Annotated in this window: 22 protein-coding genes; 10 read left to right on the forward strand and 12 right to left on the reverse strand. The window is 71.1% G+C overall.

The genetic code is table 11. The features are described from left to right. The first annotated feature begins 3 nt into the window (after positions 1-3). The 5 genes from ACZ3I4_RS07295 to ACZ3I4_RS07315 all read left to right on the forward strand — a co-directional run bounded on the left by ACZ3I4_RS07295 (position 4) and on the right by ACZ3I4_RS07315 (position 6,819). The gene (locus ACZ3I4_RS07295; RefSeq protein ID WP_465380990.1) at positions 4-1,716 is read left to right on the forward strand and encodes a type IV pilus modification PilV family protein; all 1,713 of its coding nucleotides are present in this window, start codon (positions 4-6) and stop codon (positions 1,714-1,716) included. Further along, positions 1,713-2,372 (forward strand): PilW family protein, encoded by a 660-nt coding sequence (locus ACZ3I4_RS07300; RefSeq protein WP_465380991.1) that lies wholly within the window; start codon positions 1,713-1,715, stop codon positions 2,370-2,372. Before ACZ3I4_RS07295 ends, ACZ3I4_RS07300 begins: the two co-directional genes overlap by 4 nt. Next, entirely contained in the window at positions 2,345-3,877 is a 1,533-nt protein-coding gene (locus ACZ3I4_RS07305) for a ricin-type beta-trefoil lectin domain protein (protein ID WP_465380992.1), read from the forward strand. Before ACZ3I4_RS07300 ends, ACZ3I4_RS07305 begins: the two co-directional genes overlap by 28 nt. Before the next feature lie 55 nt (positions 3,878-3,932). Next, positions 3,933-5,744 carry a glycoside hydrolase family 9 protein gene (locus tag ACZ3I4_RS07310; protein ID WP_465380993.1) on the forward strand — a complete coding sequence of 604 codons (1,812 nt, stop codon included), beginning with the start codon at positions 3,933-3,935 and terminating at the stop codon, positions 5,742-5,744. Between the two features lie 82 nt (positions 5,745-5,826). Continuing rightward, a complete protein-coding gene (locus ACZ3I4_RS07315) occupies positions 5,827-6,819 on the forward strand; it encodes a cation diffusion facilitator family transporter (RefSeq protein ID WP_465380994.1) in 993 nt (330 codons plus the stop codon). 67 nt (positions 6,820-6,886) lie between these two features. On the opposite strand, the gene ACZ3I4_RS07320 is transcribed toward ACZ3I4_RS07315, so the two are convergent. The 6 genes from ACZ3I4_RS07320 to ACZ3I4_RS07345 form a co-directional block, all read right to left on the reverse strand. Next, a complete protein-coding gene (locus ACZ3I4_RS07320) occupies positions 6,887-7,966 on the reverse strand; it encodes an amidoligase family protein (RefSeq protein WP_465380995.1) in 1,080 nt (359 codons plus the stop codon). Continuing rightward, positions 7,963-8,799 carry a hypothetical protein gene (locus ACZ3I4_RS07325; RefSeq protein ID WP_465380996.1) on the reverse strand — a complete coding sequence of 279 codons (837 nt, stop codon included), beginning with the start codon at positions 8,797-8,799 and terminating at the stop codon, positions 7,963-7,965. Before ACZ3I4_RS07325 ends, ACZ3I4_RS07320 begins: the two co-directional genes overlap by 4 nt. After that, a complete protein-coding gene (locus tag ACZ3I4_RS07330) occupies positions 8,796-9,314 on the reverse strand; it encodes a SigE family RNA polymerase sigma factor (protein ID WP_465381163.1) in 519 nt (172 codons plus the stop codon). The genes ACZ3I4_RS07325 and ACZ3I4_RS07330 overlap by 4 nt, the downstream gene beginning before the upstream one ends. A gap of 92 nt (positions 9,315-9,406) precedes the next feature. Continuing rightward, positions 9,407-10,336 (reverse strand): diacylglycerol/lipid kinase family protein, encoded by a 930-nt coding sequence (locus tag ACZ3I4_RS07335; RefSeq protein ID WP_465380997.1) that lies wholly within the window; start codon positions 10,334-10,336, stop codon positions 9,407-9,409. 10 nt (positions 10,337-10,346) lie between these two features. Then, the gene (locus ACZ3I4_RS07340) at positions 10,347-11,912 is read right to left on the reverse strand and encodes an alkaline phosphatase D family protein (protein ID WP_465380998.1); all 1,566 of its coding nucleotides are present in this window, start codon (positions 11,910-11,912) and stop codon (positions 10,347-10,349) included. Between the two features lie 100 nt (positions 11,913-12,012). After that, a complete protein-coding gene (locus ACZ3I4_RS07345; protein WP_465380999.1) occupies positions 12,013-13,272 on the reverse strand; it encodes a pyridoxal phosphate-dependent aminotransferase in 1,260 nt (419 codons plus the stop codon). 319 nt (positions 13,273-13,591) lie between these two features. Between ACZ3I4_RS07345 and egtA the strand changes: the two genes are divergently transcribed. From egtA to egtD, 4 genes are read left to right on the forward strand one after another with little or no spacing between them, the layout of a single operon-like run. Further along, entirely contained in the window at positions 13,592-14,791 is a 1,200-nt protein-coding gene (gene egtA / locus ACZ3I4_RS07350) for an ergothioneine biosynthesis glutamate--cysteine ligase EgtA (RefSeq protein WP_465381164.1), read from the forward strand. Next, on the forward strand, positions 14,788-16,089 hold the full coding sequence (gene egtB, locus ACZ3I4_RS07355; protein ID WP_465381000.1) for an ergothioneine biosynthesis protein EgtB: 1,302 nt from the start codon (positions 14,788-14,790) through the stop codon (positions 16,087-16,089). Before egtA ends, egtB begins: the two co-directional genes overlap by 4 nt. Beyond that, complete coding sequence (egtC, locus tag ACZ3I4_RS07360) at positions 16,089-16,832, forward strand: ergothioneine biosynthesis protein EgtC (protein ID WP_465381001.1); 744 nt, start codon at positions 16,089-16,091, stop codon at positions 16,830-16,832. Before egtB ends, egtC begins: the two co-directional genes overlap by 1 nt. Further along, positions 16,829-17,776 (forward strand): L-histidine N(alpha)-methyltransferase, encoded by a 948-nt coding sequence (gene egtD, locus ACZ3I4_RS07365; RefSeq protein WP_465381002.1) that lies wholly within the window; start codon positions 16,829-16,831, stop codon positions 17,774-17,776. Before egtC ends, egtD begins: the two co-directional genes overlap by 4 nt. A 3-nt stretch (positions 17,777-17,779) precedes the next feature. Here egtD and ACZ3I4_RS07370 read toward each other — a convergent pair whose 3' ends face one another. From ACZ3I4_RS07370 to ACZ3I4_RS07385, 4 genes are all read right to left on the reverse strand, one after another. Continuing rightward, positions 17,780-18,592: a haloalkane dehalogenase gene (locus ACZ3I4_RS07370; protein ID WP_465381003.1), complete on the reverse strand. Its 813-nt coding sequence runs from the start codon at positions 18,590-18,592 to the stop codon at positions 17,780-17,782. Positions 18,593-19,903: 1,311 nt separating this feature from the next. Continuing rightward, positions 19,904-20,320: a MerR family transcriptional regulator gene (locus ACZ3I4_RS07375; protein WP_465381165.1), complete on the reverse strand. Its 417-nt coding sequence runs from the start codon at positions 20,318-20,320 to the stop codon at positions 19,904-19,906. A gap of 178 nt (positions 20,321-20,498) precedes the next feature. Beyond that, entirely contained in the window at positions 20,499-20,810 is a 312-nt protein-coding gene (locus tag ACZ3I4_RS07380; protein WP_465381004.1) for a hypothetical protein, read from the reverse strand. Between the two features lie 53 nt (positions 20,811-20,863). After that, complete coding sequence (locus tag ACZ3I4_RS07385; RefSeq protein ID WP_465381005.1) at positions 20,864-21,589, reverse strand: alpha/beta fold hydrolase; 726 nt, start codon at positions 21,587-21,589, stop codon at positions 20,864-20,866. 96 nt (positions 21,590-21,685) lie between these two features. Here ACZ3I4_RS07385 and ACZ3I4_RS07390 point away from each other — a divergent pair, with 96 nt between their 5' ends. Continuing rightward, complete coding sequence (locus ACZ3I4_RS07390) at positions 21,686-22,276, forward strand: TetR/AcrR family transcriptional regulator (RefSeq protein WP_465381006.1); 591 nt, start codon at positions 21,686-21,688, stop codon at positions 22,274-22,276. Here the strand turns inward: ACZ3I4_RS07390 and ACZ3I4_RS07395 are convergent. Together ACZ3I4_RS07395 and ACZ3I4_RS07400 are read right to left on the reverse strand one after the other, a co-directional pair. Further along, positions 22,219-22,764, reverse strand: a complete 546-nt coding sequence (locus tag ACZ3I4_RS07395; protein ID WP_465381007.1) for an AAA family ATPase — start codon at positions 22,762-22,764, stop codon at positions 22,219-22,221. The genes ACZ3I4_RS07390 and ACZ3I4_RS07395 overlap by 58 nt on opposite strands. Next, positions 22,680-23,555, reverse strand: coding sequence for a TolB family protein (locus tag ACZ3I4_RS07400; RefSeq protein ID WP_465381008.1), 876 nt, complete (start codon positions 23,553-23,555; stop codon positions 22,680-22,682). The genes ACZ3I4_RS07395 and ACZ3I4_RS07400 overlap by 85 nt, the downstream gene beginning before the upstream one ends.

Raw genomic sequence — 23,555 nt, forward strand, 5'->3', positions numbered from 1 at the left:
GAGATGCCCCGGCGCCGGGCCACCGACGAGGGGTTCACCCTGGTCGAGACACTCGTGGCCCTGGCTGTGCTGGCGATCACCCTGCTGGCCAGCACCCCGTTTTTCGTCGGCAGCCTGCAGAACGTGAACAAGCAGCGGACCCGGCAGGCGGCGATCCAGCTGGCCAACACCGCGATGGAGCAGGTGCGCGGGCTCAAGGGCAGCTCGCTGCTGAGCGGGCACGGGCGGCAGGCCGGCGAGGATCAGTTCGCGGCCGCCCCCGACGTGGTCAAGCCCTATCTGGCGACGATGCAGGTCGGACAGGACGAGGACAGCGCGGTCGCCACCACCGAGGGCGCCGACGCGCCCATCTCGACCGAGGCCCAGCTCATGACCGTGGAGGGCACCACCTACACCCGGATGATCTACGTCGGGGCGTGCGAGATCTATCTGACCAACTCCTCCGGCGCGTGCGTCTATCCGGTCGGCAAGCCCTCGGAGCCGGCCGACACGACCAAGATCTTGAAGTTCTTCCGCGCCGTCGTCCTGATCACCTGGCCCGACAACTCCTGCTCGGCCACCGTCGGAAACCCGCCCGGCACCTGCTCGTACGTCGCCTCAACCCTGGTTTCGCGGGCGCCGGAACCCAATTTCGACCTCAAGCGGCCGTCGCCGCTGGTCATGACCACGTCGCTGACCTTCTACCGCGACTCCCCGGTCCCGGACGACACCCGGCTCGAGGCACGTGGCGGCCAACTGCCCAACACGTGGACCGTGTCCACGCTGCCGGCCGGTCTGTCCCTGGCCGCGGACGGAACGATCACCGGCACCCCGACGACGGCCGGCACCACCCCGGCCCGGGCGACCGTCACCGACAAGCTGAACCGCAGCAACGCGGCCGACATCACGTTCATCGTGGTGCCGCCGCCCACCCTGACCATGCCGGCCGCCGCCACCAACCACGTCGGCGAGGCGGTCAGCCTGCAGGCCACCGCGGCCAACGGGGTCGGCCCGTACGTCTACAGCGCCGTCACCGCCACCGGAGTCTCCACGCTGGCCCCGGGCCTGGCCGTGAACGCCACGACGGGCGCGATCACCGGCACGATCACCTCAGCCGGCTCGTTCCCGTCGACCGTGGTCGCGACCGACCAGAACGGAGTCTCCGCCAAGGGCACCTACACCCACGTGGCGCTGCCCGCCGTCGCCCTCAACCCCGTGACCGACGAGGCGATCGACCTGAATTCGAGGCTCACCATGAACGCCTCCGGCGCGGGCGGCGACGGGAAATACACCTACAGCGCCACCGGCCTGCCGGACGGCGTGTCGATCAACAGCAAGACCGGCGCCATCAACGAGAAGGTCAACGTCTCCGGACGCTTCCTGCCCACGATCACTGTCACCGACAACCTGGGCGGCACCGGTGGGACGGCGAGCAGGCGCTTCGTCCTGCTCGTCGGCACCACGAAGTCGCTGATCTTCACGGCGCCCGCCCTGGCCGCGCCTGACCAGACCACCCCGCGGGGAACGGCGGCATCGATCACGCTGGCCACCAACGGCGGGCTGCTGGGCCTGAGCCCGGTCGTCGCGGTCACCGGACTGCCGCCCGGCCTGACCTACAACGCCCTGACCGGCGCCATCTCCGGAACCCCGACCACCGAGGGCGCCTACACGGTCACCGCGACGGCGACCACCGTGACCGCGACCAGCGTCCTCACCCTCGTCTGGACGGTCACATGAACGACGATCACGACCCCGGCGCCGGGCCGGTGGGGTCCGACGACCGCGGAGTCAGCCTGATCGAGCTGATCGTCGGCATGGGGCTGATGTCGGTGGTGCTGATCATCGCGATGGGCGGGCTGGTCGAGATCTATTCGAACGTGAACCGGGTCGACTCGGTCAGCGTCGCCCGGGATCAGCTCACCAACAGCTTCCGCCGGCTCGACAAGGAGCTGCGCTACGCCAGCTGGGTCTCCGTCCCCGGACAGGTCGGCGGCAACTGGTATCTCGAGTACGCCACGTCCGGCGGATGCCGCCAGCTCGCGCTCAAGAGCGGCGTGCTGACCACGGCGAGCTGGACCCTGCCGGCCATCACACCGGGGACACCGACCACGATCGCCACCAACCTGGACCGGACCGGATCGATCGCGCCCTTCACGGTCTACCTGCCCAATTCCCAGCCGTACGCCTCGGCCAGTCCCGGGGTTTCCGGGGTGGGACGCGACTACCAGCTCGCGCACAGCCAGGTGCGGCTCCGGTTCACCGGCCGGGTCGGCGTGACGAGCCTGCCGCTCGATGTGCTCTTCACCGCTCAGAACACCAATGCCAGCAACGTGTTCTCGGACAACGGCAAGCTGGTCGACAACGCTTGCAGCAAGGCGAGGCCAAGCTCATGATGCGCGTACGGGCCGGCCGGGACGACCGGGGATCGATGCTGATGGCGATGCTCATCGTCACGGTCGTGTTGTCGTTGTCGGCCCTTCTGACCCCGATAGTCATCCGCCAGATCCGGACCAGTCAGAGCCTGGCCGACCGCAACGCCGCCCTCAACGCCTCCCAGTCGGGCATGGACATGATGATGGCGCGCGTGCGGGCGGCCGCCGACCAGGACACCCAGAACGGGTTCCTGGAGAACCTGCCGCCGTGCACGCTCACCGGCGACGCCGGCGTGGGCCCGGCCGGCGAGCGGCTCGGGTACTCGGTGACCCTGAAGTACCGCGACCAGGACGGTCTCGACCTGCCCTGCCCGACCACCGACGTGCCTGCCACCGCGATCGTCAGCTCGGTCGGCGTCGGCGGCGCGGTCAAGCGGACCCTGACCGCCACCTACGTCTTCTCCACCAGCAACACCAACATCCCGGGCGGGCAGATCCGGATCGCCAGCTCCACCCTCGGCAACCAGTGCATGGACTCGGGCGCGAACCAGGCCCCGGCGGCCGACTCGCCGGTTCTCATGGCGCCCTGCGACGGGAGCAGCCGCCAGCAGTTCGGTTACACGGCCGACCTGTACCTCAAGATGATCAACTCGGAGTCGTCGGGGGCGCCGTCGGGCATGTGCCTGTGGGCCAGTGACGCCCGCAAGTCGGGAACGGCGGTGGTCTTCCGGCCCTGCCCGACCGTGCGGACCACGACCTTCCAGTGGGCCCTGGACGGCAGCTCGTTGTTTCACTCCACGACTGAGGCCAGCGTGTCCGACCGCAATTCCTGCGTCAACGTGCAGGCGCCGGGATCGACGGCGAATCGCGCGGTGGTGCTCGGCGGCTGCTCGGTCAACAACAGCACGACGGTGTGGCGGTCGGCCACCGGTGTCGGCGCGGGCATGGCCGGCGACAACACCAACCAGCTGGTCAACTACGCCCAGTTCAGCCGGTGCCTGGACGTGACGAACAAGGACACGAACGCGTCGTACATGATCGCCTGGTTCTGCAAGCAGGACCCGGGTGGCGTCGTCGACTTCAACCAGCAGTGGGTCCACCCGACACCGGTGATCCCGGCTATCACCGCGACCGGGCCGATCATCGTCAACAACTCCACCACTACCAGCAACAGCAAGAACGGCACGGCGGCCAAAAACTTCTGCCTGCGCTCGCCGGGTGTGGTCAACGCGACCTCGTGGGTGACGGTGGTGAACTGCCCGACCGCCGTGTCGCAGACCGCGCAGAACCTGCAGTGGACCGTCTATCACGACACCGGCGACTACGGCACGAGCTACCGGATCAAGGACTACCAGGGCTACTGCCTGCAGCCGACCAACCAGAGCAGCGGCGTCGCCAACGACTTCCACGGCGACGGCACCAGCAAGGTCAAGGTCTCCTTGTGCAACACGTCGGAGCTGCAGAAGTGGAACGCGCCGGCCAACATCAGCCAGCCGACCCCGCTGGTCGACCTGATCGAGAAGTAGGCCCGGCCGCACACCACGTGCGGCTTGATCTTCGCGCAAACGTCAGACTCTTGCGGTGCGAGCTTTGGCCCTTTTCGCGCTGGGCATCCTGATCCTCGCGTCCGGCGCCTGCGAGCGTGCCGGCGCGCCCAGTGCCGTGATCCGCGTGGATCAGGTGGGCTATGCCCCCGGCGAGACCAAGGTCGCCTACCTGTTGTCGCCGCGGGACGCCTCCGGCGCGCGGGTGACGGTCCTCGACGCGTACGGGAAGGAGGTCTTGAAACCGCAGGTGGGCGCCGGTCGGGGGCCGTGGAACGAGGCGTATCCCGACGTGCGGCCGATCGACCTCAGCGGGCTGAGCGAGCGCGGCGTCTATCGGGTGCGGGTGGACGGGACCGTGCGGGCCGAGTCGCCGCCGTTCCGGGTCGCGCCCGCCGCCGAGCTGTTCGGGCCGGCGGCCCGCGACGCGCTCTCCTACTTCCAGAACCATCGGGACGGCGCCAACCAGGTGACGAGCCGCTGGCGCCGCCCACCGGCCCACCTCTCCGATCGCCGGGCCACGGTCTACGCCCGCCCGTCGTTCGACGCCTCCGGCCGGCTGACCGGCGACCTGACCAGCGCGGGCGGACCGGTCGACGTCGAGGGCGGCTGGTACGACGCCGGCGACTTCCTCAAGTTCACCCACACCACCGCGTACGCCCTGAGCGCGTTGCTCATCGCCGAGCGCGACGGTCTCGCCCCCGGCGACCTGGCCGCCGAGACCGGGCACGGCCTGACCTGGCTGGACAAGATGTGGAACGACGGCGACGAAGTGCTCTACACGCAGGTCGGGATCGGCAGCGGGCACACGGACGGCGGCTTCCTGGGCGATCACGACACCTGGCGCCTGCCCGAGACCGACGACACGCTGGACGTGCGGCCCGGCGACGAGCGCTATTACCAGCGCTACCGGCCCGTGTTCGCCGCGGCCGGCGCGGGCGAGCCGATCAGCCCCAACCTGGCCGGGCGGGTCGCCGCCGCGTTCGCGCTGGCCGCCCAGGTGCGCCCGGACCGGGCCCGGGAGCACCTCGACACGGCGGCCCGGATCTTCGGCCTCGCCCGTACGGACGATGCCGGCGAACTGGTGACGGCCGAGCCCCGCAGCTTCTACCCCGAGGACCGCTGGACCGACGACATGGCCCTCGCGGCGACCGAGCTGGCGCTGGCCGGCCGGGCGCTCGGCGATCCGCGCACGCGGGAGTGGACCGACGCGGCGACGAAGTGGGCCCGGGCCAACGCCGGCGGCACCGGGCCGCTCAGCGTGTACGACGTCGGCGCGCTGGCCGACGCCGAGCTGATCCGCCTGCTCGGGGCCACCCCCGAACCGCTCGAGGACCTGCGGCGGCGGCTCGACGCCGGGATGCGGGCCGCGGCCGGCAACCCCCTCGGCGCCGCGGCCGGCAACGGCGGCTACGACTACGCGGCCCGCCAGCTGGGCTACGCGGCGACGGCCGAACTGTACGAGCATGCGTCCGGCGACGAGCGGTACGCCGCCTTCGCGACCGCCCAGCGCGGCGTCGTCCTCGGGGCCAACGGCTGGGGCACGTCGATGGTCGTCGGCGTCGGCACCACGTATCCGCGGTGCCCGCACGACCAGATCGCCACCCTGACCGCCCCCGGGCTGACCATGACCGGCGCCGTCGTCAACGGCCCCAACCGGGCCGACCGCGTGCGGAGCCTGCAGGCGACCAGCGGCCCGGCCACGTGCCACAACGACGCCTTCGCCGCCTTCGACCGCGACGACACCCACTACGCCGACGACAGCCGCATCTCGGCCACCACCGAACCCGCGATCGACTTCAGCGCCACCGGCCTGCTGGCCTTCGCCCTCATGGCGGCCCAGCGCTGAGCTGTCGCACAGTCGGTGTTTCTGCAGGTCATTGGCATTTACCGCGTTGTCGCACACGTGTGTCAGCACCTACAGTCCGCACATGGACCATCACCACCACGGCGGCTTCCGGCATCGCTTGAAGCCGCACTCGCACGACAGCGCCGACAAGGTCGATCCGGCGCTGGAGGCCTCCCGCGAGGGTCTGCGCGCGCTCTGGATCTCGCTGGCCGGGCTGGGCGTCACCGCGCTGCTGCAGGCCCTGATCGTGATCTGGTCCGGCTCGGTCGCGCTGCTCGGCGACACGCTGCACAACGTGGCCGACGCGCTCACCGCCGTCCCGCTGGGCATCGCGTTCCTGATCGGCCGGCGCGCGGCCACCCGGGCGTACACGTACGGCTTCGGCCGCGCCGAGGATCTCGCGGGCGTGGTGATCGTGCTGGTCATCGCCGCGTCGGCCGGCACGGCGGGCTGGCTGGCCGTCGACCGCCTGATGGACCCGCGGACGATGACCCACCTCCCCTGGGTCGCCGGGGCCGGTGTCGCCGGCTTCCTCGGCAACGAGCTCGTCGCCCGGTACCGCATCTCGGTGGGCCGCCGCATCGGCTCGGCCGCCCTGGTCGCCGACGGCCTGCACGCCCGCACCGACGGCTACACCTCGCTGGCCGTCGTGCTCGCCGCGGCCGGCGCCGGGCTCGGCTGGGGCTGGGCCGACCCGGTCGTCGGGCTGGCCATCACCGTCGCCATCGCCTTCGTGCTCAAGGACGCCGCCCGCGAGATCTACCACCGGCTGATGGACCGCGTCGATCCCGCCCTGGTCGATCAGGCCGAGGCGGCGCTGCGTTCGGTGCCGGGCGTGCACGACGTGCGGGACCTGCGGCTGCGCTGGATCGGCCACCGGATGCACGCCGAGGCTGCCCTGGTCGTACGGGCCGATCTGAGCCTGGTGGACGCGCACGAGATCGCCGCCGACGCCGAGCATGAACTCACCCACCGGGTGCCCCGCCTGACCGGCGCCACCGTGCACGTCGACCCGGCCAGCCACCCCGGCGACGAATGCCACCCCGCCCTGTCGCACCGGCGGCGCGCCGGCTGAGGGTCCCGCCCGCTCAGCGCCGTGCCGTGGCGTCAGCAGCCCAGCGGCGGGCCGTGGCCTCAGGGGCTCAGCGGCGGGCCATGGCTTCGGCCGCGAAGTGCATCAGCTGGTCGGCCGCGGTCGCCGGGTCGGGGTCGGCGGCGGGCAGTGACGACGACACCAGGCAGCGTTCGAGCAGCAGCTCGACCAGCGCGGCCCGGTTGACGATCTCGCCGGTGTCGATCGCCCCGGGCAGGATGCGGATCTCGACGGTGTCGCGGATCGGGTGCTCGGCGAACAGCTGGGTGAGGTTGATGTCGAAGAACTTGGTGAGCCCGCCCTCGTCGGCGGCGGCGCTCAGCTCGTCCCACCCGGGCCGGCCGCCAGGACCCGAACCACTGGTGGTGGCGGCCACCAGCGGCTCGGGCAGCGGGGCGAGGCGGCGGCAGGCCGGATTGGTCTGCAGCAACGCCCGTAACGGCTCACGCCAGTGCGCGAACAGGCGCACCACGTTGGCCAGGGCCTGCGGCCGGCGGAAGGGTCCGCCGTCGAAGTGCAGATGGACGGCGGCCTCGACCGGCACGGTGAAGCCGAGCTCGCGGGCGGGCCCGAGCAGCTCGTCGAGGGCCTCGTGATGACCGGCGGCCAGCGGCGGGGTGACGATTTCGCACGGCCGTTCGCGTTCGCCACCGGCCGGCGCGGCCAGCGCGATCGTGCTGCCCGCGCCGTCGTCGAGGCGGACGACGTCACCGATCCGCTCCGGTTTGACGCCCCACAGCGCGGCCGCGCCGTCGAGCACCGTGTCGATCGGACCGGCCGGGTCGCACTGCCCGGCCAGCAGGCCGAGCAGCCGGGAGTCGTCGCTGAGCACGCGGAACCAGCCCGGTGGGGCCGGCCTGCGCGGGTCCAGGTCGTCGACCAGGGTGATGTCATCGACCAGGGTGCACAGCGGGCTGCCGTCCGGCCGGTCGACCGCGAAGCCCAGCGTGAGGTTGAGGAAACGGCCCAGGCCGGGCACCAGCGACGGCTCACTGTCGCGGTGCCAGACCGGGCGGACCCGGCCGCCGATGCGGGCGGCCAGATCCTCGGCGAGGCTGCGCCGGCTGACGCCGGGGGGCGCCATCAGCTCGATCTCGAAGCCGATGCGCCGGCGCAACCGGGTGGTCACGGCTGGATCGGCAGCGTCTGGCCGGCGAGGATCCGCTTGCCCGCCTCGACCTTGGCCGACCAGGTGTCCTTGAGGTGCCAGAGCTTGGCCAGCTTCTCGGCGTCCTTGATCTCGTAACCGGCGTCCCAGAACGCGCTGGCCCGCTTGCCCGCGAGGGCGGCGGCGACGTTCTCCTTGGTCGGCTTGACCGGCAGTTCCTGACCCGCGAGCAGGCGCTTGCCCGCCTCGAGCTTGGCGTCGCCCGGGTCGGCCAGCTTCCAGATCTTGGCCAGTTTCTCGGCCTCGGTCCAGGTGTAGCCGGCATTGAAGAACGCCTGGAACTGCTTGTCCTGTTCGGGGGAGATCGTCTCTTCCTCGACCGGGTCGTCCGGCGACGGCTTGATCGGCAGGGTTTCGCCGAGCAGCAGGCGGCGGCCGGCCTCGGCCTTGACCGCGAGCCGGTCGTCGTCGCTCATCCGCCACAGCCGGGCCAGCTTGCCGGCGTCGTCGTAGCCGTAGCCGGCGTCGGCGTAGGCCTCGAGGTTGAGATCCAGACCGGCCGGCTTGCCGGCTTCCGCGGAGGCGGACGGCGCGGCGGGAGCACCCGCGGGCACCCCGGCGGAGGTGTTGGTGACAGCGTTGTTCGCAGGCAGGAACGCGGGCAGGTTGATCGCCCCGGCGATCAGGCCGGCGCCGAGCACACCACCGGCGGCAATCTGGGCGCCCCGCCGGCGCCGCTTGTATTTCTGGGAAAGCTCCTGGACGCGGGCGTAGACCGCGGCCGGGTCGGGGGTGTTCTCTTCGTGGGACTCAAAGGCCTCGCGCAGCTGATCGCGGTGCGGCTGCTCAGTCACGACTTCTCCTCGGCGGGAATGCGTTCCATGAGCTCCGGTGAGAGCCGGAGCAGTTTCAGCGCCCTCGAAGCGTGGCTGCGGACCGTTGCCGGGGAGCACCCCAGCAGGTCGGCGATCTGCTCATCCTCCAGCTGCTCGTAATAGCGCAGCACGAGGACAGCCCGCTGTTTGCGCCCAAGTGTGGACAGGCGCTTCCAGAGGACGTCGGCCATGACGACACCGTCGGCGTGGTCGCGCACACCACCCCGGGCGTCGTCGAGGTCGACGAGCCTTTCACCGACAGCGTGCACGTGCCGGACGGCCCAGCTGCGCCGCCACGACAGGTACTCGTTGAGCACCATGCGCCGTACGTACGCCTCGGGGACTTCCGCCTCGCTGATCCGCCGCCATCGAACCTGGGCCCGGGCCAGAACCTCCTGGACTATGTCCTGTGCGAGTTCACGGTCGCCGGTGAGGACGACCGCGTAGCGCAGGAGACTGGGGAGCCGGGCCATCGCGAACTGCTCGAAGGTCACATCCACTACGACGCACCCCGTACCGAATCTGTGCAATCCCTCCGCGGACATTTTCCGCGGGTTCGTGCATCTGCGGCTGGAAGTCGAGAACCCTACCGGTCGGGGGCGCCGGCCGGGGCCATCACCCGCAGCGCGTTCGCGGCCAGGCCGATCCGCATCGGGGTGCTGCCGCTGGGCTCACCGTCGACCTCGACGCGGGCCGGGCGGTCGGTTTCCAGCCACAGCTCCCCCATCGCCAGGAACGGTTCCTCGCGCAGGGTCCGGGACGGTCCCTTGGCCGCGTTCCGGGCGGTCTCGACCAGCAGTTGGCGGCGTTTCGGACCCCCGACCGCGTACGTCACCAGGAGCCGGTCGTCCGCGTCGGCGTCACCGGCGATGGGCCGGCCGGCGTGGTGGCCGCCGTTGGCCACGTACACCTGATGGCTCTGGAACTCGTGGCTGCGCCCCTCGGCGCGCACCGTGATGCGCAGCGGCCGGTGCCGGGTGAGCAGGCCGAGCGCGGTCAGCGGATAGGCGAAGCGGCCGAGCGCGCGCTTGAGCGGGCGCGGCGCCTTGAGCATGACCTCGGCCGACAGCCCGACCCCGACGTGGTTGGTGAACGGCTCGTCCCCCGCCAGCCCCAGGTCGAGGTCGATCACCTTGCCCTTGACCAGCACCTCGACCGCCTCGCCGAGGTCGAGCGGGGTGTGCGCGGTGCGGGCGAAGTTGTTGGTGGTGCCCAGCGGCAGCAGACCGAGCGCGACATCGCGATGGGCCAGCAGCCTCGCCGCCGTGCTGATCGTGCCGTCGCCGCCGCCCGCGATGAGCAGGTCGGGCCCCTTGGCCAGGCCCTCGGCCAGGATGCGCGGCAGCTCGCGGGGGCGGTCGACGGCCTTGGCGCCGAGCAGCGTGAAGCCGGCCTGCTTGAGCCGGGCGAAGGCGGCGTCGTAGAGCAGCCGCCCGCGCCGCGAGTGGGTGTTGACCACCAGCACCGCGCGTCTGTGGTCGCGGATGTCCTCGGTCAGCTGCTCCTTCGTGCGCATCCCGCCGACCCTATCGGGTCAGCACGCTCGTCCCCGACTCGACGGCCCACGACGCGCTGGTGGTCACCGGCGTCTCGCGCACGTCGATGGTGCCGACCGTACGGACGTCGGTGTGCCAGGCCGACCGGGTGACCAGGCAGCGCAGATAGCCGCGCCGGGATCCGTCGAAGTAGCGCACGTGCGGGTTGAGGGTGGGGTTGACCTGTTTGAGCGGGGCGTCGAAGGCGATCGGGAAGTCGGAGCTGACCGAGGTGGCGGTGAACTCGACCGCGACCGGTTCGAGTTCGGGCCGGTCGAAGTCGGTGCGCAGCTCGGAGAACCAGGTCGAGTGGATGTCCCCGGCCAGGATCACCGGATTTTTGACCCGCTGGTCGGCCAGGTAGTTGAGGAAGCGGGTGCGCTGCGGGGCGTAGCCGTCCCACTGGTCGAGGTTGGCCACGATCGGCGGGACCGGGGCGCCCGTCGGGTTGGGGAACTTGATGCGGCTCATCATCACCTGCTGGGCGACCACGTTCCAGCGGGCCGGCGAGTGGTCGAGGCCCTGCCGGAGCCAGCGTTCCTGGTGCTCGCCGGTGAGCGTGCCGGTCGCGTTGGCCAGCCCCGCCTCGGCCAGGCCGAAGTCGCCGGGGAAGCCGCCGGGCTGATCGGTGCGGTATTGCCGGGTGTCGAGCACGTTGAGGCGCAGCAGCCGGCCGAAGTCGAAGCGCCGGAAGATGCGCAGGTCGTCGCTTCCCGGCCGCAGGTCGGCGCGGATCGGCATGTGCTCGTAGTAGGCCTGGTAGGCCGCGGCCCGCTGCCGGGCGAACTGCGCGGCGTCCTGCCGTTTGGCGCCGGTGTCGTCGAGCTCGTCGATCAGACCGGCGTAGTTGTTCTCGGTCTCGTGGTCGTCCCAGGTGACGATCCACGGGAAGGCGGCGTGCGCGGCCTGCAGCGCCGGGTCGGACTTGTACTGCGCGTGGCGGGCGCGGTAGTCGTCCAGCGTGAGGAGCTGGTCGAGCCCCGGGGTGGCCGGCGTGGTGTGGTTGCGGTCGGCGAAGCGGCTGCTCGGGTCGTATTCGTAGATGTAGTCGCCGAGATGCACGACCACGTCGAGGTCTTCCGCGGCCAGGCCCAGATAGGCGGGCCAGTAACCGTTCTGGAAGTCCTGGCAGTTCACGATGCCGAAGCGCAGTCGAGCGGAGTCGTTCCACTTCGAGACAGCGGTCCGCGTACGCCCGGTGGGGCTGATCTGACCGAGCGCGCGGAAGCGGTAGAAGTAGTCGTGGCCGTCGTCAAGGCCGCGCGCGTCGACGTGCACCGAGTGGGCCAGCTCGGGCCGGGCGATCGTGCGGCCCTGACGCACCACGCGGCGGAAACGGTCGTCCCGGGCGACCTGCCAGTCGACCTCGACCGGCCGGCGCAGGTCGGCCCGGATCAGCCGGGTCCACAGGATGACGGCGCCGGGCAACGGGTCGCCGCTGGCCACGCCGAGCGGAAACAGGCTCCCGCCCGCGCCGGCCTGGGCGGCCCCGGCCGGCAGCGCGGCGGCGCCGGCGGCCACGGCAGCACCGGCGAGAATGTGACGGCGGGTGGGCATCGTTGCCTCCTGAGTGGACGTCTCGTCGACTCTCACCCTTCCGGAGGCTCGTGGCAAGCGAGTGACGTGATGATGACCGCCGCCCGAACGGCGCGGTCGCCTAGGCGTTGGCGGCGCGGCGGGCGGTGTATTCGGTGGAGCGGCGGGACGGGTACTGGATGAGGTTATCGGGGGCCTCGTCGAGCCCGGCGTTCCAGCTCCGCCGGGGCTCCACCGGCTGCTCCTCCTCGTACGAGCGCACGCGGAACTGACGGCCGTAATCCATCATGCCGTCGATGAGCCGGTCGACGTCACGGGCCGGGCGCACCACGAGCCGCATGAACTGGCTGGTCATGCCGAGCTTGTTGCCGCACTCGCGGGTGTAGACGCCGTGGTTGGCCACCAGGTAGTCGCGCAGCGCCACGCCGGACCACTCGGTGGGCAGCTTGACCAGGATGAAGTTGCCCTGCGAGGGGAAGACGGTCAGCCCCGGGATGCGGCCCAGCTCGCCCGCCATGGCACGGCGGTCGCGGCTGAGCAGGCGCAGGCTGTCCTCGTAGTCCTCCTCGTGGTCCTGGATCATGAAGACGACCTTCTCGGCCAGCGAGTTGAGGTTCCACTTGGGCAGGGCCTTGCCGATCTTGCCGGCGATCGCCGGGTTGGCCATCAGGTAGCCGAACCGGATGCCGTGCAGGCCGAAGTTCTTGCCCAGGCTCTTGAGCACCACCGTGTTGGGCCGGATGACCGCGTCCGGGCCGACCGACGGGTACTGCTCCAGGTCGCTGAAGTCGATGAACGACTCGTCGATGATGACCAGGTCGAGGTCGCCCAGCATGTCCATGAACCGGATGACGTCGCGGCGCGGCAGATAGCAGCCGTCCGGGTTGTTCACGTTGCACACCACGGCCACCCGGGAGCCGCGATCGCGGATGAAGCGTACGTAGTCATCGAGGTTGAGCCGGAAGCCGTCGCGCTCCTGCAGCGGGAACATGTCGACGCGCTTGCCGGTCTCGAGCGGCTGGTCGGTCCAGCGGCCGAACGTCGGGATCGGGATCGCGACGCTCTCCTTGATCAGCAGATGGTCGATCCAGGTGATCAGCTCGGTCGAGCCGTTGGCCATGGCCACCGTCTGCGGGTGCAGGCCGAGCACGCTGCAGAGTTTCTTGGTGATGCTGGTGGAGTCGCTCGGGTAGTACTTCAGGATGTTCTTGAGGTCGCGGCTGAGCTCGTCGAACATGTCGGGGGTCGGGAAGTACGGATTGCAGGGGATGCAGAAGTCCACGATCTCGACGCCCTCACCCGCGCTGCGCGACAGGTCGAAGTACGACGCGCTGTGCGCTCCCTTGTGCAGGATCGAGGTGTCGATTCCGGTCCCGGCCATCGCGACTCCCTTGCTCGTGCGCCGCGCCACTCCGCCGTGACGCGCCGCCCTCAGGTACGGGATGTGTCCAGGAAGAGTTCAGGATTTTCGAAGTAGTAACCGACAAATTCGGGTTTATGCAGGTCAATGCCGCTGCCATATGTCCCGGGGGTCTTAAGCGGCCCTTAACGGCACGGCCCGTGGAGCACCGCTCGGGTGACCCAGATCACTGTGCCGCGTACGCCCTGCTCGATGCCCGTACACAAAGGACGCTTCGGGCGCTGTTCGGAAAAATGTCGTACCGCGGTTCTAGGTTCGGGGCATGACCAAAAGCATGCGGTTGCTGACGGATGGTGACGCCGAAACGGCGGCCGTCCTGCGCGCCCCGAGCGACGTGGAGGCGCGGATCCGCGCCATCTGCTTCAAGACCGGCCCACCCGCTCTGATCGGCGCCGAACTCGAATGGACCCTGCATCACACCGCGGCGCCGGCGGCGCCGCTGGCCGCCGAGACGCTGCGGCAGGCGCTCGGCCGGCACACACCGGCGACGCTGAGACATCCCGGTGACCCGGAACCGCCGCATCCCCTCCCCGCCGGGGGCACGATCACGGTCGAGCCCGGCGGACAGGTCGAGATCTCCTCCGCCCCGGCCCCGTCGCTCGCCGCTCTGCACGCGGCCGTCAGCGCCGACACGGCCCACCTCAACTCCCTGCTCGGCCCGGCCGGCCTCGCCCTGGGCGGGCACGGCATCGACCCGCATCGCGAGCCGCGGCGCCTGGTGGACACCCCGCGTTACGCCGCGATGGAACAGTCCTTCGACGCGCTCGGCCCCGAGGGCCGGGTCATGATGTGCAGCACCGCGGGCCTGCAGGCCTGCCTCGACGCGGGCACCGAGACCGAGCTGGCCGTCCGCTGGGCCGCGGTGTCGGCGCTCGGGCCGCCGCTGCTGGCCGCGTTCGCCAACTCGCGACGCCACGCCGGTCGCGACACCGGTCTCGCCTCGGCCCGCATGGCCGCCTGGTGGGCGATGGATCCCCGGCTCACCCACCCGGTCGGCGTCTCGGCCGACCCGGCGGGCGACTGGGTGCGATACGCGCTCGCCGCCCCGCTGACCTGCGTGCGCCGTGACGGCGACTGCTGGGACGCTCCGCCCGGCACGACGCTCGGCGACTGGGCCCGGGGCGAGCTGCCCCGGCCGCTCACCACCGAAGACGTCGACTACCACCTGACCACTCTTTTCCCGCCCGTACGCCCGCACGGCTATCTCGAGGTGCGCTACCTCGACGCCCAGGCCGGTGACGACTGGTTCGCGCCGGTCGCCGTGCTGGCCACCCTGCTGGCCGACCCGGCCACCACGGACGCCGTGCTCGACCTGGCCCTTCCGGCCGCCGACCGCTGGGAGGCGGCCTTCCGGTTCGGGCTGGAGGATTCCGCCGTGCGCCGCGCCGCCACCGCCGTGCTCGACCTGGCCGCCCGCCGCCTCGAGGCCGGCCCGCTGACGGCCGGCGTCCTCGACTCGATCGAACGGAAGCTGCGATGACCATCGAGACCGACCGGCTGCGCGACCGGGTCGCGGCCGAACTGCTGCGCACCCGCGACCGCACCGCCCTGCTCACCGACGCCGTCGACGACGGCGACCTCACCCGCCAGCACTCGCCGCTCATGTCGCCGCTGGTCTGGGATCTCGCGCACGTCGGCAGCCAGGAAGAGCTGTGGCTGGTGCGCGACGTCGGCGGACGCGACCCGCTGCGCCCCGACATCGACGAGCTGTACGACGCGTTCAAGCACGCCCGCCGCGACCGGTCGGCCCTGCCGCTGCTCACCCCGGCCGAGGCCCGGCGTTACGTGGCCGAGGTGCGCGACAAGGCCCTGGACGTGCTCGACCGGACCCGCATCGACGACGATCGCCGCCTGGTCGCCGACGGGTTCGCCTTCGGCATGATCATCCAGCACGAGCAGCAGCATGACGAGACGATGCTGGCCACGCACCAGCTGCGCGCCGGTGCGCCCGTGCTGCCGGCCTCGCCCCCGCCCGCCGCACAGTCACCCGTCGGCGGCGAGGTGTTCGTTCCGGGCGGGCCGTTCACCATGGGCACCGACACCGAGGCGTGGGCGCTCGACAACGAACGCCCGGCCCATCAGGTGCCGGTGCCGGCCTTCCACATCGACCGGGCCGCGGTCACCAACGCCCAATACTCCGCCTTCATCGACGCCGGAGGCTACGACGACCCCCGCTGGTGGAGCGCGGCCGGCTGGGAGCACCGGCAGGCGGCCGGGCTGTCCGCGCCCGCGCACTGGCGGCGCGACGGCGACGGCTGGTCGGCCACGACGTTCGGGCGCACGGCCCCGGTCGTAGGAGAGGAACCGGTTGTCCATGTGTGCTTCTGGGAGGCGGAGGCGTACGCGAAATGGGCCGGGAAGAGGCTGCCGACCGAGGCCGAATGGGAGAAGGCCGCGCGCTGGGACCCGGCGACCGGCCGCTCGCGCCGCTACCCGTGGGGTGACGAGACACCCGAGCCACGACACGCGAACCTGGGGCAGCGGCATCTGCGGCCCGCCCCCGCCGGGGCCTATCCCGACGGCGCGTCCCCGCTCGGCGTACACCAGCTGATCGGCGACGTGTGGGAGTGGACGTCCACCGACTTCCACGGCTATCCCGGCTTCGCGCCCTTCCCCTATCGCGAATACTCCGAAGTGTTCTTCGGCCCCGGCTACAAGGTGCTGCGCGGCGGCTCGTTCGGCACCGACCACAACGCCGTACGCGGAACGTTCCGCAACTGGGACTATCCGATCAGACGGCAGATCTTCAGCGGCTTCCGGCTGGCCCGGGACGCCTGATGTGCCGTCACCTGGCCTATCTCGGCCCGCCCGTCCCGTTGTCGCGGCTGCTGTTCGAACCCGCGCATTCACTCGCCCATCAGTCGTGGGCGCCCGGCGACATGCGCGGCGGCGGCACGATCAACGCGGACGGGTTCGGCGTGGGCTGGTTCGCGGCGGGCGGCCCGGTGCGTTATCGCCGGGCCACCCCGCTGTGGAGCGACACGACCCTGCCCGGCCTGGCCGCCTCCGTGTCGTCGGGGGCGGTCCTGGCCGCGGTCCGCAGCGCCACCGTGGGCATGCCGGTGACCGAGCAGGCGGCGGCCCCGTTCGGCGAGGGTCCGTGGCTGTTCAGCCACAACGGCAAGGTCACCGGCTGGCCCGGCTCGGTCGCCAAGCTCGCGTCCACCCTGCCGCCGGTCGATCTGCTCACCCTGGAGGCGCCCACCGACGCCGCCCTGCTGTGGGCCCTCGTCCGCGACCGGCTGCGCCGCGGCGCCGGCCCGCGCGAGGCCGTCGCGGGCACGATCGCCGAGGTGGCCGCGGCCGCGCCCGGCTCCCGGCTCAACCTGCTGCTCACCGACGGCGAAACCGTGGTGGCCAGCACGTACGGCCATTCCCTGTCCGTTCTTCAAGGGGCCGGCTCGGTCCTGGTCAGCTCCGAACCGCTCGACGACGACCCGTCCTGGCTGGCCGTCGGTGACCGCGTTCTCGTGGTCGCCACGACCGCCGAGGTGCATCAGATCCCGTTGGGAGAAGCATGAAGGTCCTTCTCGACGCCGACGTCCAGGAGAGCGCGCTGCGCGCCGATGTGGTGGCCGGCCTGACCGCCCCGCGCAAGTGGCTGCCGCCGAAGTGGTTCTACGACGCCCGCGGCAGCGAACTGTTCGAGCAGATCACCGAACTGCCCGAGTACTACCCGACCCGCACCGAACGGTCGATCCTGGCCGAACGCGCGGCCGAGGTGGCCAGCCTGACCGGGGCGCGCACCCTGATCGAGCTCGGCTCGGGCTATTCGACCAAGACCCGGCTGCTGCTCGAGGCGCTGCCGCTCACCTCGTTCGTCCCGATGGACGTCTCACCGTCGGCCCTCACCGCGGCGGCCGGCCAGATCGCGGTCGACTTCCCCGGCCTGGCCGTGCACCCCATCGTCGGCGACATCACCGAGCACCTCGATGCGCTGCCCGACGCGCCGGACCGCCTGGTCGCGTTTCTGGGCGGCACGATCGGCAACTTCGAGCCGGCCGAGCGGAGCCGCTTCTTCGCCGGCGTGCGGGGCGTCCTGCGGCCCGGCGAGCATCTGCTGCTCGGCACCGACCTGGTGAAGAGCCCGCGGGTGCTGGTCCCCGCCTACGACGACGCGGCCGGGGTGACGGCCGAGTTCAACAAGAACGTGCTGAACGTGCTCAACCATCATCTGGCCGCCGACTTCGACCCGGACGGCTTCGCCCACGTGGCCCTCTGGAACGCCGACGACGAGTGGATCGAAATGCGGCTGCGGGCCCGCTGGCCCATGCGCGTGACGATCCCCGCACTCGACCTGATCGTCGAGTTCGCGTCGGGCGAAGAGTTGCGCACCGAGATCTCGGCCAAGTTCCGCCGCGAACGGGTCGAGAAGGAGCTGGGCGAGGCCGGTTTCGCCCTCGACGAGTGGTGGACCGACTCGTCCGGCCGCTTCGCCGTCTCTCTGGCCCGGGCGCTGCCGTAGCCCCTATCCCATCCATTCCGCCAGCTCGGCCGCGATCTCGGCCGGCCGGTCCTCGGGCAGGAAGTGCAGCCCCTCCCCCACGTCGCGAACCCGCACGTGCGGCGCGTGGCGGCTCACGTCCCAGACCTTGTCCGGGTCGAGGATCGCCCCCGGGGTCGCGGTCAGGAGCAGCAGCGGCACGTCGGTGGTGGCCAGCCAGTCCCAGTTGGCGCTCAGGACTCGGTGAGTCTCGGGCGGGTCACCCCCGATCGGAATCTGCGTGACCCACTTCCAGATCGGGTGCCGCGACGCCGGTGTCGGGAACGGTTCGGCGTACGCGTGCCGCTCCTCGTCTGTGAGCCCGCGCATCATCCCGCCCGGCAGAACCGCCGACAGGAAGAAGTTGTCATCCTCGACCAGGCGGCGCCCCTCAACCGGATCCCGCAGACGGCGAAACAGATCGCGGCCGCCGTCATCGAACTCGTCCCATCCCTTCAGCGGGCGCAGATGCCCTTCGGTGACGGCGACGCCCCGCACCCGGCCGGGGTGGGTGCGGGCGTACTCGACGGCGAGGCCGGCCCCCCAGTCGTGCCCGACCAGCCAGAAGGGCCCGTCGAGGCGGTCGAGCACCGGCGTCAGGTGGCCGCGGTGGTCGTCCCAGTCGTAGGCGATGGCCGGCTTGGGCGACCGCCCCATCCCGATCAGGTCAACGGCAACACACCGAAACCGCCCCCGAAGAGCCGCAATGACGTTGCGCCACAGGTAGGACGAGGTGGGATTGCCATGCAGGAACACAACCGTGGGCCCGTCGCCGCCGGTATCCGTCGTATGCAACATGCCCGCCCCTCACCTCTCACGGCCGCCGCCGCTTCCCGTCCGGATGTTGCCTCGCGCCGCTTTCCGTTCCGGTGTCGCCTTCACCTCGGGGCCGCCCCATGCCTTGCGGCGCTCTTGCGCTGCGCTATCCGATATCCCCGCGCCGCTTCTCGACCCGGCGCCGCCTGATACGTGGCCGCCCTCTTGCCTCTCGCTGCTTTGCCGTACCCCGCGCGCAGTCCACGTCATACCGGGCGCCGCCTTATGCCTGCGCCATCTCAAGTCCCTTTACGGACAAGCGCCGCCTGATACTCGCCAACCTCTTTCCCCGCGCGGCCGCTACTTCCGGCCACCTCGTACTTTGCGCCGCCCCACGTTGTGCGCCATCTCAAATCGCGCACCGCTTCTCACTCCGCCGCCACCTGATACCCGGCTGCCCACTTGTGCCGCACCGCTTTTCGCCCCGGTGTCGCCTTCGCCTCGCGCGGCCCCACCTCATACCTAGTGCCTGCGCCATCTCATATCCCGCGCCGCTTTTCGCCCCCGGTGCCCGAAATTCCGCCGCGCGCCTGCCCCAACGCCGCCTCTGATTCGCACCGTACAGACCGTGGGTGACGTACAAGTGAAGCCGGCCGCTGAGGCGGTGGAGCGCTATTGGTCCGGCCCTGACCGGCGGCATGACCAAGCAGACCAGGCCGGCTCTGGACGAGGTCAGCCCCGCGTGTTTCCGGAACATCCGCAGGACCAGTGGCTGCGCCAAGTGACCCTGAGGACGACCGTCAGTGCCCGGCGCGGGGTTCAAGTACTTAGCACAGAAGTAGCGGCAATGTTCCGCTGTCCACAGTTGGCAGTTGTCCACAGGACGCCCGTAAAGATCGCCAAATCCCAGTAAAATGGCTGCTGGTGGGGGTCCCCCGGTGGAGGGCGGGCCCCTGTGTCGAGCTGGCCCCACGGCGGGGCCGGCTCTACAGCCGGTCGGCCCCACAGCGTGCTGGCGCCACACCGTGCTGGCGCCACAGCGTGCTGGCGCCACAGCGTGCTGGCGCCACAGCGTGCTGGCGCCACAGCGTGCTGGCGCCACAGCGTGCTGGCGCCACAGCCGGCCGGCCCCACAGCCGGCCGGCCCCACAGCCGGCCGGCCCCACAGCGCCGGGCAGGCCGGGCCCGAGCAGCAGGCGGGCCACCGGCGCCCCGTCTGCGCAGAGACGTTGGCGCGGCCAGGTCCACTTCGGCAGCGCTGCGGCTGTCAAACACGACGGCAGACGAGGGCTGCGGCGTTCGCATGACGGCAAACATGTGCGGAGCCGGGCCCGCCCATCTCGACAGTCGGTCCTATCGGGTCGGCCCCGGAGTGAGGCTGATGGCGGGAAGCGGGCAGTCGGGGCACGTGCAGTTGGTGAGGCTCTCGCATTGGGCGTCGACGACCTGGGCCAGCGTGGAGCGGATGGCGGTCAGGTCGGCGATCTTCCGGTCGATCTCGGCGATCTTGTCGGTGGCTCGGGCGCGGAGGTCCGGGGTGGGGTGCGGGCGGCGGCCGGTGGCCAGCAGGCCGGCCACCTCGTCGAGGGTGAAGCCGAGGCTCTGGGCGGCCTTGATGACGGTGAGCAGAGCGACCGTGCCGGGCGGGTAGAGGCGATGGCCGCCGTTCGTGCGGGTCGGCCTGGCCAGCAGTCCGCGCCGCTCGTAGTAGCGCAGCGTCTGAATGTTGACGCCGGCCCGAGCCGCCACCTCGCCGCTACGCAGGGCCATGGTCACGACTGGGCCTCCGCGGCCGGCAAACCGGTGTACTCGACCGCGGTCACGACTGGGCCCACGCGAACGGCAAACCGGTGTACTCGACCGCGGTCACGACTGGCCCCCGCGGCCGGCAGACGGGCGTGCTCGACCGCAGTCACCGCTGCCGGCAAACCAGCGTGCTCGACTGCGGTCACGACTCGGCCTGCGCGATCAGCGACGTCAGCACGTCGGCGTACTCGGGTGGCACGACGATGTCCAGGTGCAGGTCGTTGCCTCGGGAGAGGGTGAACTGGAAGAAAGAGCAGCACCTGCTCTCGCGGGCGATCAAGTCGCGCACCGTCGCCTCGGATGACGGTAACGGGTCCAGCCGGAGGCGGGCGTGAGTGGGGCTCGGGCGGCCGGCCGAGCGCAACGCGGTGGCGAAGAGGGCGTCGAACTCGGACAACCGCAGCGGGCGGTCGGCGGTGGGCAGGGTGCATGCTTCCGGTACGTCGAAAGTCATGGCTCGACGGTAAACCCGTACGTGGGTACCGGTTGCAAGCCCGAGGACCCCGGTCAGGCCAGCTTGAGCAGGAGGCCGGCCAGGTCGGCGGGGGCGGTGATCATGCAGTCGTGGCCGCTGGGCAGCTCCCAGACCTGGGCGGGGGTGCCGTCGGGCTGGACGGCGGGGACGGGACGCCGGGTGATGCCTTCGACCTCGAGGCCGACGCAGTGGATGTGCGTACGGGGAACCGCCTTGGTCTTCGGGTTGTCGAGACGCACCGGCTGCTCGTAGGCCAGCACCGGCTCGTCGACCAGCATGGACCGCACCCAGGCGGCGTCGGCGGGGTCGGTGACGCCGAACAGGCCGTGCGGGGGTGGCATCTCGGGCAGCGGCGGCACCCGCCACGGCGTCTCGGACTTCGCGGCCGCCTCGACCAGGACGCGGGTGATCGGCATGACGTCGACGGCGGTCTCGCCGTGGACCGGGACCATGGCGTCGAGGTAGACCAGGTGCCCGATCCGTTCGGGGACGTCGTTGGCCACCGACGAGATGACCAGACCGGCGTAGCTGTGGCCGACGAGCACGACATCGGTGAGGTCCTCGTCGACGAGCACCCGGACGACATCGGCGACGTACGTCTCCAGTCCGATGCCGGGATGCAGCGGATCGGCGGCCCCGCCATGGCCGGTCAGGGTGGGCGTGAAGACGCGGTGGCCGGCCGCGGTCAGGAGCGGAACCAGCCGGTCCCAGGCCTGCCCGCCGTGCCAGGCGCCATGAACGAGCACATACGTTGTCATCGGGTGGTCCTCTCCCCAGGTATCATCGCGCCAAGTGGGACGACGTCCCGTTTGACGATACGGGACACTGTCCCGTTTAACTACCGTGGAGGTGATGTGGTGAGCGACACGGCTTCGCGGCCGAAGCGGGCCGACGCGCGCCGTAACCAGGAGGCGCTGCTCACGGCGGCCGCGACGATCTTCGTGCGGTCGGGGGTGGAGGCGCCGATCCGCGACATCGCCGCCGAGGCCGGGGTCGGCACCGCCACGATCTACCGGCACTTCCCGACGCGGGCGGATCTGATCGTCGCGGTCTACCGGCATCAGGTGGAGGCGCTCGCCGAGGCCGGCCCCGAGTTTCTCCGGACCAGCCCGACCCCGTACGCGGCCCTGCAGCAATGGGTTGATCTGCTCGTCGATTTCGTGGTGACCAAGCTCGGCCTGGCCCGGGTGCTGCAGTCCGACGACCCCTGCTACGACCCGCTGCACTCGTACTTCCTGGAACGCCTCGAACCCGTCTGCACGAGCCTGCTCACCGCGGCCGCCGACGCCGGGCAGATCCGTCCCGGTCAGGACGCCGCCGAACTCATGTGGGGCGTCGGCGGTCTCTGCGCCGGCACCAATCCCCGCTACGACGCGCGACGGCTCGTTCAGTTGCTGGTGGCCGGCCTGGCGAACTCCACCAAGGCGTCCAGTCCGGGCGCGTAGCCGTCGCCGGTGTCGACGTCGAGCGTCGGCACGTCCAGGCGTACGGGATCGAACCGGGTCGGCCGCGGCGATCTGCCCCGCAGCTCGAGGCGCCGGTTGAGCACGTCGATCGGCGGCCGGCAGCGCACGATCCGCACGTCGGCCTGCCCGAGCAGCGGCTCGAGACCGCGTGCCCAGTTCGGATGCTGGAAAGCCGCTTCGGCCACGTGGGACACGTGATGGGTGAGGTAGAGACGGATCGCGGCGAAGAAGACGTCGTAGGCGCGGTCCAGGTCGGCCGGCTCCATGCCGGCGAAGATCTCGTCGCGGTGCAGCGCCGGCCGGCCCAGTTCGAGGGCCAGCCGGCGCGCGAGGGTGGTCTTGCCGGCGCCGGGCGGGCCGGTGACGACGAGCAGCGTGGTGGTCAGGGCTGGTGCCAGCTCGTCGGGACGCCGTTGACGCCCAGAGCGTGGCCGGTGTCGCCGCGGGATCGGGCCGGGCGCAGCCACACCTGGGTTGTCGTGGCTTCGGCGGCTTGGCGGCCGAACGCCAGCATCCGGCCGTCGGGTGACCAGATCGGGCTCGACTCGACGATCCCGGCCGTGCCGGTCAGGTTGGTCGTGGCGCCGGTGCGCACGTCGACCGACCACAGGTCGCCCAGGGCTTCGACAGCCAGCGTACGACCGTCGGGGCTCCACGCGATCCGGTACGGATCCCAGGCCTCCGCGCGGTTGGTCAGCCGGCGCGCGTCGTTCGAGCCGTCCGACCGGGCGATCGTGACGTCCCGGGCGTAGATCGGGTCCCACGGCTCGCCGCCGACCATCCACGACTGCACGACCGCGATGAACCGGCCGTCGGGCGACCAGTCGAAGGTGAGCGAGCCGCTGTCCGACGAGCCGAAGACCGAGCGGCCGGCCGGGGTGGCCACCGTGCCCGCCATGATGTTGCCGGACTCGAACCCGACCTCCTTGCCGTCCGGCGACCAGCGCGGATAGGCCGGCACCGAGGGGCCGTCGATGACCCACCGGCGGTCGGTGCCGTCGGCCTTGACCGTGTAGACGCTCCACTGGTCGGCGTAGGTGACGCGCCGGCCGTCCGGCGAGTAGTCGGGATACCCGTACGCGGGAATGTTCAGGCCGAGACTGCGAACATCGCCCCCGCGAGCACGGACGCTGAAGACGTCACCGTCGCCGACCACAAGGATCCGGCCGCCCGGCCCGGGAGGCGCGGCGTTCACCGGACCCGCCTCGATCACCACGACGGCCAGGGAGAACACGAGAATTCCGGGGATGAGACGCAT

The sequence above is a fragment of the Actinoplanes sp. NPDC021490 genome (genome assembly GCF_055562135.1).

Coding starts and splice junctions, on each gene's coding strand:
- ACZ3I4_RS07335 (WP_465380997.1), bottom strand. CDS start 10,336: ATGCGCACGAAGGAGCAGCTGACCGAGGACATCCGCGACCACAGACGC.
- ACZ3I4_RS07385 (WP_465381005.1), bottom strand. CDS start 21,589: ATGACAACGTATGTGCTCGTTCATGGCGCCTGGCACGGCGGGCAGGCC.
- ACZ3I4_RS07300 (WP_465380991.1), top strand. CDS start 1,713: ATGAACGACGATCACGACCCCGGCGCCGGGCCGGTGGGGTCCGACGAC.
- ACZ3I4_RS07370 (WP_465381003.1), bottom strand. CDS start 18,592: ATGTTGCATACGACGGATACCGGCGGCGACGGGCCCACGGTTGTGTTC.
- ACZ3I4_RS07400 (WP_465381008.1), bottom strand. CDS start 23,555: ATGCGTCTCATCCCCGGAATTCTCGTGTTCTCCCTGGCCGTCGTGGTG.
- ACZ3I4_RS07315 (WP_465380994.1), top strand. CDS start 5,827: ATGGACCATCACCACCACGGCGGCTTCCGGCATCGCTTGAAGCCGCAC.
- ACZ3I4_RS07375 (WP_465381165.1), bottom strand. CDS start 20,320: ATGGCCCTGCGTAGCGGCGAGGTGGCGGCTCGGGCCGGCGTCAACATT.
- egtB (WP_465381000.1), top strand. CDS start 14,788: ATGACCATCGAGACCGACCGGCTGCGCGACCGGGTCGCGGCCGAACTG.
- egtD (WP_465381002.1), top strand. CDS start 16,829: ATGAAGGTCCTTCTCGACGCCGACGTCCAGGAGAGCGCGCTGCGCGCC.
- ACZ3I4_RS07345 (WP_465380999.1), bottom strand. CDS start 13,272: ATGGCCGGGACCGGAATCGACACCTCGATCCTGCACAAGGGAGCGCAC.
- ACZ3I4_RS07340 (WP_465380998.1), bottom strand. CDS start 11,912: ATGCCCACCCGCCGTCACATTCTCGCCGGTGCTGCCGTGGCCGCCGGC.
- egtC (WP_465381001.1), top strand. CDS start 16,089: ATGTGCCGTCACCTGGCCTATCTCGGCCCGCCCGTCCCGTTGTCGCGG.
- ACZ3I4_RS07380 (WP_465381004.1), bottom strand. CDS start 20,810: ATGACTTTCGACGTACCGGAAGCATGCACCCTGCCCACCGCCGACCGC.
- ACZ3I4_RS07295 (WP_465380990.1), top strand. CDS start 4: ATGCCCCGGCGCCGGGCCACCGACGAGGGGTTCACCCTGGTCGAGACA.